This window comes from Noviherbaspirillum soli (assembly GCF_015352955.1).
Taxonomy (GTDB): Bacteria; Pseudomonadota; Gammaproteobacteria; order Burkholderiales; family Burkholderiaceae_D; genus Noviherbaspirillum_A; species Noviherbaspirillum_A soli.
The window spans coordinates 1-8,581 of sequence record NZ_JACYOX010000066.1 but is presented as its reverse complement, the minus strand read 5'-3'; the positions used below and the strand labels follow the sequence as shown (position 1 = coordinate 8,581).

11 protein-coding genes are annotated in these 8,581 nt (G+C 61.2%); 8 read left to right on the top strand and 3 right to left on the bottom strand.

From position 1 onward, the window contains the following. The 4 genes from IGW04_RS24425 to IGW04_RS24410 all read left to right on the top strand — a co-directional run. A partial coding sequence (locus IGW04_RS24425) for an acetyl-CoA C-acetyltransferase (RefSeq protein ID WP_194715708.1) occupies positions 1-1,105 on the top strand: 1,105 nt, incomplete at its 5' end. A gap of 52 nt (positions 1,106-1,157) precedes the next feature. Continuing rightward, on the top strand, positions 1,158-1,898 hold the full coding sequence (gene phbB / locus IGW04_RS24420; RefSeq protein ID WP_194715707.1) for an acetoacetyl-CoA reductase: 741 nt from the start codon (positions 1,158-1,160) through the stop codon (positions 1,896-1,898). A gap of 168 nt (positions 1,899-2,066) precedes the next feature. Then, entirely contained in the window at positions 2,067-2,312 is a 246-nt protein-coding gene (locus IGW04_RS24415; protein ID WP_228527370.1) for a hypothetical protein, read from the top strand. 84 nt (positions 2,313-2,396) lie between these two features. Continuing rightward, entirely contained in the window at positions 2,397-2,990 is a 594-nt protein-coding gene (locus tag IGW04_RS24410; RefSeq protein ID WP_194715705.1) for a nucleotidyltransferase family protein, read from the top strand. Positions 2,991-3,013: 23 nt separating this feature from the next. Here IGW04_RS24410 and IGW04_RS24405 read toward each other — a convergent pair whose 3' ends face one another. Both IGW04_RS24405 and IGW04_RS24400 read right to left on the bottom strand, forming a co-directional pair. Further along, positions 3,014-3,913, bottom strand: a complete 900-nt coding sequence (locus tag IGW04_RS24405) for a YihY/virulence factor BrkB family protein (RefSeq protein WP_194715704.1) — start codon at positions 3,911-3,913, stop codon at positions 3,014-3,016. A gap of 162 nt (positions 3,914-4,075) precedes the next feature. Further along, positions 4,076-4,249 carry a CsbD family protein gene (locus IGW04_RS24400; protein ID WP_194715703.1) on the bottom strand — a complete coding sequence of 58 codons (174 nt, stop codon included), beginning with the start codon at positions 4,247-4,249 and terminating at the stop codon, positions 4,076-4,078. A 260-nt stretch (positions 4,250-4,509) separates the two neighbouring features. Between IGW04_RS24400 and IGW04_RS24395 the strand changes: the two genes are divergently transcribed. Continuing rightward, positions 4,510-4,926: a hypothetical protein gene (locus tag IGW04_RS24395; RefSeq protein ID WP_194715702.1), complete on the top strand. Its 417-nt coding sequence runs from the start codon at positions 4,510-4,512 to the stop codon at positions 4,924-4,926. A 149-nt stretch (positions 4,927-5,075) separates the two neighbouring features. Then, positions 5,076-6,155 (top strand): 3-phosphoserine/phosphohydroxythreonine transaminase, encoded by a 1,080-nt coding sequence (serC, locus tag IGW04_RS24390; protein ID WP_194715701.1) that lies wholly within the window; start codon positions 5,076-5,078, stop codon positions 6,153-6,155. Between the two features lie 158 nt (positions 6,156-6,313). On the opposite strand, the gene IGW04_RS24385 is transcribed toward serC, so the two are convergent. After that, the gene (locus tag IGW04_RS24385; protein ID WP_194715700.1) at positions 6,314-6,508 is read right to left on the bottom strand and encodes a hypothetical protein; all 195 of its coding nucleotides are present in this window, start codon (positions 6,506-6,508) and stop codon (positions 6,314-6,316) included. Between the two features lie 2 nt (positions 6,509-6,510). Here IGW04_RS24385 and IGW04_RS24380 point away from each other — a divergent pair, with 2 nt between their 5' ends. Next, a complete protein-coding gene (locus IGW04_RS24380) occupies positions 6,511-7,362 on the top strand; it encodes a DUF599 domain-containing protein (protein WP_228527369.1) in 852 nt (283 codons plus the stop codon). Between the two features lie 77 nt (positions 7,363-7,439). Next, on the top strand, positions 7,440-8,393 hold the full coding sequence (locus IGW04_RS24375) for a methyltransferase (protein WP_194715699.1): 954 nt from the start codon (positions 7,440-7,442) through the stop codon (positions 8,391-8,393). Positions 8,394-8,581 lie beyond the last annotated feature (188 nt).

Genomic DNA, 8,581 nt, shown 5'->3' with positions numbered 1-8,581 from the left:
TCCCGCCGCCGACATGGGCGCCAGCGTCATCAAGGCGCTGCTCGAGCAGACCGGCGTGGACCCCGCTGCCATCAGCGAAGTGATCATGGGCCAGGTGCTGACCGCCGGCGTGGGCCAGAATCCAGCCCGACAGGCGGTCATCAAGGCCGGCCTTCCCGACGCCATCCCCGGCTTTACCATCAACAAGGTCTGCGGCAGCGGCCTGAAGGCCACCCACCTGGCGACCCAGGCGATACGCTGCGGCGACGCCGACATCATCATCGCCGGCGGCCAGGAAAACATGAGCGCATCGCCGCATGTGCTCAACAATTCCCGCGAAGGCTTCCGCATGGGCGACGCCAAGCTGGTAGACACCATGATCGTGGACGGCCTGTGGGACGTCTATAACCAGTACCACATGGGCGTCACAGCCGAGAACGTGGCGAAGAAATACGAAGTCTCGCGCCAGGACCAGGACGCGTTCGCGATGGCCTCGCAGAACAAGGCCGAAGCCGCCCAGAAAGCCGGCCGCTTCAAGGACGAGATCGTGCCGCTGCAGATCGCGCAGAAGAAAGGCGCGATCACCTTCGACACCGACGAGTATCCCAAGCATGGCACCACGCTGGAATCGCTGGCCGCGCTGCGCCCGGCCTTCAACAAGGAAGGCACCGTCACCGCCGGCAATGCCTCCGGCCTGAACGACGGCGCCGCCGCGGTGATGATGATGTCGGCCCGGCGGGCGGAGCAGCTGGGCCTGACGCCGCTGGCACGCATCAAGGCCTATTCCTCGGCCGGCCTCGACCCCAGCATCATGGGCATGGGCCCGGTGTCAGCCACCAAGCTGTGCCTGCAGAAGGCCGGCTGGACCCATGAAGACCTGGACCTGATGGAAATCAACGAAGCCTTTGCCGCCCAGGCCATCGCGGTCAATCGCCAGATGGGCTGGGACACCAGCAAGATCAACGTCAATGGCGGCGCAATCGCGCTGGGCCATCCGATCGGCGCTTCCGGCTGCCGCATCCTGGTATCGCTGCTGCATGAAATGGTCAGGCGCGATGCCAAGCGCGGGCTGGCCAGCCTGTGCATCGGCGGCGGCATGGGCGTAGCACTGGCGGTCGAGCGCTGAGACGCGGCGGCAACCTCAACTTTTTGGTTCGTCATTCAAGACAGGAGCAGACATGGCTAGGATTGCATTGATTACGGGCGGCATGGGCGGCCTCGGCGAAGCGGTGTGCGTGAAGATGGCGGCGCTCGGCTACCAGGTGGTGACAACCTACTCGCCGGGCAACACCAAGTCCGCCGAATGGTTGTCCAGCATGGAACAGCAGGGCTACAAGTTCTATGCCTATCCATGCGACGTTGCGGACTACGATTCGGCGCAGCAATGCATCGCCCAGATCACCAGGGACCTGGGCCCGGTGGACGTGCTGGTCAACAATGCCGGCATCACGCGCGACATGACCTTCAAGAAGATGGACAAGACGGCATGGGATGCGGTCATCCGCACCAACCTCGATTCGGTGTTCAACATGACCAAGCCGGTGTGCGATGGCATGACCGAGCGCGGCTGGGGCCGCATCATCAACATCTCGTCCGTCAACGGCCAGAAAGGCGCATTCGGCCAGACCAACTATTCCGCGGCCAAGGCCGGCATGCATGGCTTCACCAAGGCGCTGGCGCTGGAAGTGGCGCGTCGCGGGGTGACGGTCAATACGATCTCGCCGGGCTACATCGGCACCAAGATGGTGATGGCGATTCCGCAGGAAGTGCTCGACACCAAGATCATTCCGCAGATTCCGATGGCGCGCCTGGGCAAGCCGGAGGAAGTGGCGGGCCTGGTGGCTTACCTGGCTTCGGACGAGGCAGCCTTCCTGACCGGCGCCAACATTGCCATCAACGGCGGCCAGCACATGTACTGATCTGCCGTGTTTGCCGCAAGGCCGCGCTGGCACTGTCCGGCGCGGCCTTTTTGTTTGCTTCCCGGGATCATGCAGGACATTTACCGGCATCAACCATCGCAGTAGCGGACGGTGGACGGCCGACGGCATTTGAGGCATGCTTTAGGCTTAAAGATTTATTAATAATTCTTGATTCGCATTGAACTGCAAGGGTTGGTTGCGATGCGAATGCCCACTCCTGACCCGGACGAAAGGCTGATCTTGGAAAAACAGGCGAAGGATGTCTACAACAATGCTGCGCGCCTGAAAGAACTGATGACAGCGCGCCCCATGACTGCCGCCCAGCATGCGGCCATCAACCGCAAGCGCATCCGCGACCGGCGCATGCTGGAAGATGCGCGCGAGAAGCGCAGCGGCGCCGACGAACTGTTCTGACAGCATTCCCCATCCATTGGCGTCGGGCAGCCGCCTTTCAGGCGGCCTGCGGCTATCTCTGGAAAAAGCACTACAAGCCAGGCAATGACATTACCGCATACCCCACTACCCTATTACGCCATCCTGCTTGCGGCCGGCAATGGTTCCCGTTTCGATCCGCTCGGTCACCAGAACAAACTGCTGCAACCACTGGATGACGGCTGCAGCGTCGCCGTCACCTCGGCCGCCAATCTGCTGGCCATCATGCCGCATGTGCTGGCGGTGGTGAGGCCAGACGCGAAGGAACTGCAGGCCGAACTCAGGGCGATCGGCTGCGAGGTAACGACCTGCGAGCAGGCCGCGGAAGGCATGGGCGCGTCACTGGCGCATGCCATCGGCCAGGTAAGCGATGCGCCCGGCTGGATCATCGCCCTGGCGGACATGCCCTATGTGAAGCCATCCACCATCAGGACCGTGCTTGATCTGTTATGCGGCGGCGCCGATATCGTCGCGCCATGCCACGATGGACGCCGGGGCAATCCGGTTGGCTTCAGCCACTTCTATTTGCCGCAACTGCTCGGGCTTTCGGGGGATGAAGGCGCGCGCCGGCTGCTGCAGACATTGCCGGTTCATTTGGTACAGGTCAACGATCCAGGCATTCACTCCGACATCGACCGTCCGCAGGACCTGCTGCACTGATTGCTGCACGACCCGGGCGCCGTTCAATCGGTGTGCATGGGCGTCGGCTCGACCCGCGCGCCAGGTCGTTCCAGCCGCTCGTATTCCGCAATCACCTGGCCGCCGAACAGCAGCAGCGTCGCGCCCAGTTCCAGGCTGAGCAGTACCACGATGGCAGTAGTCAGCGAGCCATACACCACCGCCACTTGCGACAGGGTGGATAGATACCATAGCAGGGCATGACGCGTGATTTCCCACAGGATGGCCGCGGTCACGCCGCCCATCAGCGCATGCGTCAGTGACAGCCGCCCCACCGGCATGATGAGATAGATCGAGGTCAGCACGAAGACTTCCCCCAACACGCCCAGCATATAGAGCAGCAGGCCCGACACGCCGTGAAGCGACCAGCTGCGCCCAAGGAAATTGACGCTTTCCTCACCCACAACCTGCAGCACGCCGGACACAAGCGTGATGATCAGGATGCCGAAGCCGAGAAAAAGGATATAGCAGTAGGGCATCAGAGCCGATACCAGGAAATGCCTGCGCCGGATGGCGACACGATGGGTAAAGATTACCGACATCGCATTTTCAAGTACGGTAAAGGCCAGGGAACTGAAGAACAGCATGGTGACCAAGAGCAGCCATCCGACCACGTCGCGATGCGCCATGAAATTGGCAAGCTCGTTGACGACGGCACCTGACTGGCTGGGCAAGAGCCATTCGAGATAGCGCCCCAGCGTTTCCAGCAGGTCCTTTTCGTCGATCAGGTGGGAAAGGGCAATGACGACCAGAATCAGCAGCGGGACCAGGGAAAGCAGCGCGTAATAGGCGACCGCGCCTGCCAGCAGCAAGCCCTGATTGGCGCGAAACGCCTTCACCGTCTGCAGCGCGAAGGCGCCTGGATGGGTCAGAACATACTGCGCCTGATGAGAGACGATGTTCATGCCGGCCCGCAAGGAATGTCAGGGCGCCTGACAACATGTACATGACTGTCTCTGGCCCAACGCATCGAGGCCAGCGGCATTTTGTCAGGCGCGCCCGGCATGGCGGCCCCGTCCCGGCGGGACAAGGCTGCCATGGGTCATTGCAAGCGGCTTCATGCAGCCTTACTCGCCCCGGACAATGTCCTTGGCATCGCCAACCGTCTTCTGGGTCTTGCCTTCGACCTGCTTTTCCAGCCCCTTGGCTTGCTGTTCCTTGCTGTCGATGGCCTTGCCCACGCCTTCCTGCACCTTGCCGGCGATGTCCTTTGCAGTACCCTTGATCTGGTCGGTATTCATTGCATGCTCCTTTGCTGTTGGAAAGAATGCCGTCATGCGGCACCAGCCGCCTTGATGCCGGTATCACCTGCAGGGCTGCGGCTGGATGACTCGACAATAGACCAAAGTCGCCGGCATCTCTGTTCGTTATCGCACTCTGCCATGCGAGTTGGCCGTAGCCTTGTGAAGGATTAACAATCACGGCATTCCGCACCAGGTTTCCGGAATGGTTTCATTAACATCGGGTCTGATGATTGTGCGACTAGCCAAGGAGATCACACATGCCGAATCGAAAGAAAGCTGCCGAGACCACGACCAACGCGATCGACAACCCCAAGCATCTTGCCGAAGGCAAGACGCCGGCGAGCGCTTCGCATGACGACAAAATGCTGGACCATGCGTTGAAGGGCACGTTCCCGGCCAGCGATCCGGTGGCCGAGCTGCCCGTCAATGAAAAGCCCAGCGAGAAGCAGCAGGCCGAGGAATGCCTGCTTGATGATGCGGTGGAAATGACCTTCCCTGCCAGCGACCCGATTTCCGTCGATCCCAACAGCATCACCCGGATTGAAAAGGCGCCGGAAAAGCCGGATGCCAGTGAAGACCATCAGAACCGCTCGCTGGCCACCAAGGGCGAGAGCGCGGCGCTGGACAAGGAGTTGAAGCAGACGCGTGCCAGGCGCGACAGCAAGGCGAAATAAGGCGGCCGCGTCAATCATGACGCGGGCCGGGCGCGTCATCCCTGTCCGGCACCGCAGGCGACGCCTTTCTTGCCGCCTTGCACAGGCCGCGGCAGTTCCGTCATAATGCCCGGCTACGCCTTTCTTCCCATTCAATCTGGACGATCCCCATGCGAACATTCAATTTCAGCGCCGGCCCGGCGGTGCTGCCGGAGTCGGTATTGCAACGCGCTGCCGACGAGATGCTGGACTGGCATGGCAGCGGCATGTCGGTCATGGAAATGAGCCATCGTGGCAAGGAGTTCATCGGCATCGCGAAGAAGGCCGAAGCCGACTTCCGCAAGCTGCTGGCCGTGCCCGACAACTACCGGGTGCTGTTCCTGCAGGGCGGCGCAATGGCGGAGAACGCGCTGATCCCGATGAACCTGCTGGGTGACAAGACATCGGCCGATTACGTCAATACCGGGGAGTGGTCGAAGAAATCGATCAAGGAAGCAGGCAAGTACTGCAAGGTCAACGTCGCCGCCTCCGCCGCCGACCGCGACTTCACCTACGTCCCGGCGCAGGACACCTGGCAACTCGACCCGCAGGCCGCGTATGTCCATGTCTGCACCAATGAAACCATCGGCGGCGTCGAATACCACTGGGTGCCGGATACCCATGGCGTGCCGCTGGTGGCGGACATGTCGTCCCACATCCTGTCGCGCGCGGTGGATGTATCGAAGTACGGCGTCATCTATGGCGGCGCGCAGAAGAACATCGGCCCGGCGGGACTGACGCTGGTCGTGGTGCGGGAAGACCTCCTGGGCCGGGCGCTGCCGATCACGCCTTCTGCCTTCAACTGGAAGGAACAGGCCGACAACGACTCCATGCTCAACACGCCGCCGACCTACAGCATTTACATTGCCGGCCTGGTGTTCGAATGGCTGCTGGAACAGGGCGGCATCGCTGAAATCGAGAAGCGCAATATCGAAAAGGCGTCGCTCCTTTACGATTACCTCGATCAGTCCCGCTTCTACAGCAACCCCGTGGCCAAGACAGACAGATCGCGGATGAATATTCCGTTCCGCCTGGCCGACAGCGCGCTGGACGAGGCATTCCTGCAGGGCGCAAAGGAACACAACATGGTCCAGTTGAAAGGCCATCGCGTCGTTGGCGGCATGCGCGCCTCGATCTACAACGCCATGCCCATCGAAGGCGTGCGCGCCCTGGTTGCCTACATGAAGGAATTCGAGCGCACCCGCGGCTGAGCCAGGCACCTGGCTGATGTCTCGGCCATGGTGAAAAGCCAGGCTTCCGGCCTGGCCTTTTTATTGGATGGCCGAAGCGGCTTCGGTTCCTGTCGCTGCCAGGTTTTCGCCATGCGGACATCGCTCCGCAGCGGCCTGCCCTTTCCACTCCGCCAGGGCTAATTTCGCCAATTGCGTTTTACAAGGCGATCCAGCGGCTGCGGATCGTCGTCATCCTCTTCGAGGCGGACGGCATGCTCGTCGTCCTCGTCCTCATCCTCGCCATCTCCCGCGCGTCCTCTGGGCGCGTCGTCATAACTGAATCCATCGTCGTCATCGTCCGTACGGTTTGATCTTCGCTTTGGCTTGTGCATGCATGCCTCCGGTTGAGATACTCACAAGGAAAAACCAGGTCGGCGCCAAAATACGCCGGTTTTTGAGTAACAAAACCGAACGAAAATATCGAAGATCGAACAAATTACTTAGCAGAAACTCCGTCGAGCTTTTCAGGACAGCAACCGTCATTATTCATCCCTCTATGATTCTTCCCTTTATCGATTGTTTTGCATTGTTCTGGTTCCTGCTGATGTGGATAGGCTATGACCGTTTTGCCGACTTCTGGTCGAACTCCCATGCCAGCCTGCTACGCCATGTCAACGAAGCCCGGCGCGACTGGATGCTGCGGCTCACCTACCGCGAGAACCGCATTGCGGACGTGGCGCTGATGGCCAACCTGTCTTCTTCCCCGACGTTCTTTGCCTCTACCACCATCATCATCATCGGCGGCCTGTTCGCCATGCTTGGCGGGAACAGCAAGGTCGTCAATGTGGTCCAGGAAATTCCGTTTTCCGTGCATGTATCGGAGGAAGTGTGGAACGTGAAGATCATCGTTCTGATCTGTGTCTTCGTCTTCGCCTTCTTCCGTTTTACCTGGGCGTTGCGCCAGTTTAATTTCTGCTCGATCCTGATCGGCTCGGCGCCGAATCTGGCCGAATACAAGGAAGGACCTGACGCCGCCCGATCGAACTTTGCCGACCGCAGCGGCCGGCTCGTGGCTTTGGCCGGCGAAAGCTTCAATGACGGCCTGCGCGGCTATTATTTCGCGATTGCGGCCATGACCTGGTTCGTCCAACCCTGGTTGTTCATGATCGCCACCACGGTCGTTGTCGCGGTGCTGTATTTCCGCGAGTTCCACTCCAGCGCGCTGGCGGCAATCGTCGGACGTTAGCCTGGGCGCAAGGCGGCGAAGCAGGTCTTTGGCATCATGCAGACAAGCTGGCCCGCCGGCGTTACTTCAGGCTACTCATGACCGATACGATCTTTGCATCCGGTGCGGAACAGGCGCTGACCAGCCTGCTCGCTCATCTCCAAGAAGCGGACTATCGCTTCATCACCACCACGCCGCTGACCCATGCCCGGGTGCTGGCCCGCCAGCCGGCCGGCAGCGCCACAACGCTGCGCGACGTCTTCGGCTGGAATCTTCCTTTCGAATCTGGCATCTTGCCGGCGCAGTTGCTGGCGGCGCTGGACGCAGCCGGTCTTTTGGCCCGCGTTGGCCAGCAATGGCGCAGCAGGATAAGGGTGTCGAGCATCGACGATGCACTGTTCCTGCATTCCGCCTATCCAACGGACCAGGAAAACGCCGTTTTCTTCGGGCCGGACACCTACCGCTATGTGCGCTTCATGCAGCAGGCGCTGTCGCTTGCGCCGCTGGGGCCTCGGCCGCGCATTCTGGACATTGGTTGTGGTTCCGGCGCCGGCGGCCTGATGGTGGCGAAACAGGTTGCCGACGCCACGCTGGTGCTTAACGATATCAACCCGGAAGCGCTGGTGTGCGCCGGACTCAATGCAAGGGCCGCAGGCATTGCCGCGCACCTGGCGCTGGGCGACAGCCTGGCGGCGGTGGACGGGCAATTCGACCTCATCATGGCCAACCCGCCTTACCTGGTGGATGACGACGCCAGAACTTATCGCCACGGCGGCGAGCGCCTCGGACGCTCGCTCAGCTTGCGCATGGCCACGCAATCCCTGCCCCGTCTGGCGCCGGGCGGCCGCCTGCTGCTCTACACCGGCATCGCCATCGTCAGGGGCGTGGATGAATTCCTCGTGGAACTAAAGCCGGCACTCGATGGCGCCGGTCTCGAATGGCGATACCAGGAACTGGATCCGGATGTATTCGGGGAGGAACTGGAACGGGATGTCTACCGCGAAGTGGATCGCATAGCCGCAGTCGGGCTGGAGGCCAGGCGCCCGGCGTAGAAAGCTGGAAGCATATCGCGAGGTAGCCGCACGGCTAGCGCATTTCCAGCCTGACTGGCATCCACCGGCCAGGCAGGATTGCTTTTGGAAGAGTCGCCCGAGGGTGAGTAGGGTGCAATACCCGAAGGGCATTGCACCGCGGTCGCATACCGCAAAGACCATCTCAAGGACCTTCTCCGGTCCACGCG

What these genes read in the sequence shown, in the direction of transcription:
- IGW04_RS24385 (WP_194715700.1), bottom strand. Translation starts at nt 6,508, where the DNA reads ATGCACAAGCCAAAGCGAAGATCAAACCGTACGGACGATGACGACGAT.
- serC (WP_194715701.1), top strand. Translation starts at nt 5,076, where the DNA reads ATGCGAACATTCAATTTCAGCGCCGGCCCGGCGGTGCTGCCGGAGTCG.
- IGW04_RS24400 (WP_194715703.1), bottom strand. Translation starts at nt 4,249, where the DNA reads ATGAATACCGACCAGATCAAGGGTACTGCAAAGGACATCGCCGGCAAG.
- IGW04_RS24405 (WP_194715704.1), bottom strand. Translation starts at nt 3,913, where the DNA reads ATGAACATCGTCTCTCATCAGGCGCAGTATGTTCTGACCCATCCAGGC.
- IGW04_RS24395 (WP_194715702.1), top strand. Translation starts at nt 4,510, where the DNA reads ATGCCGAATCGAAAGAAAGCTGCCGAGACCACGACCAACGCGATCGAC.
- IGW04_RS24410 (WP_194715705.1), top strand. Translation starts at nt 2,397, where the DNA reads ATGACATTACCGCATACCCCACTACCCTATTACGCCATCCTGCTTGCG.
- IGW04_RS24375 (WP_194715699.1), top strand. Translation starts at nt 7,440, where the DNA reads ATGACCGATACGATCTTTGCATCCGGTGCGGAACAGGCGCTGACCAGC.
- phbB (WP_194715707.1), top strand. Translation starts at nt 1,158, where the DNA reads ATGGCTAGGATTGCATTGATTACGGGCGGCATGGGCGGCCTCGGCGAA.
- IGW04_RS24380 (WP_228527369.1), top strand. Translation starts at nt 6,511, where the DNA reads ATGCCTCCGGTTGAGATACTCACAAGGAAAAACCAGGTCGGCGCCAAA.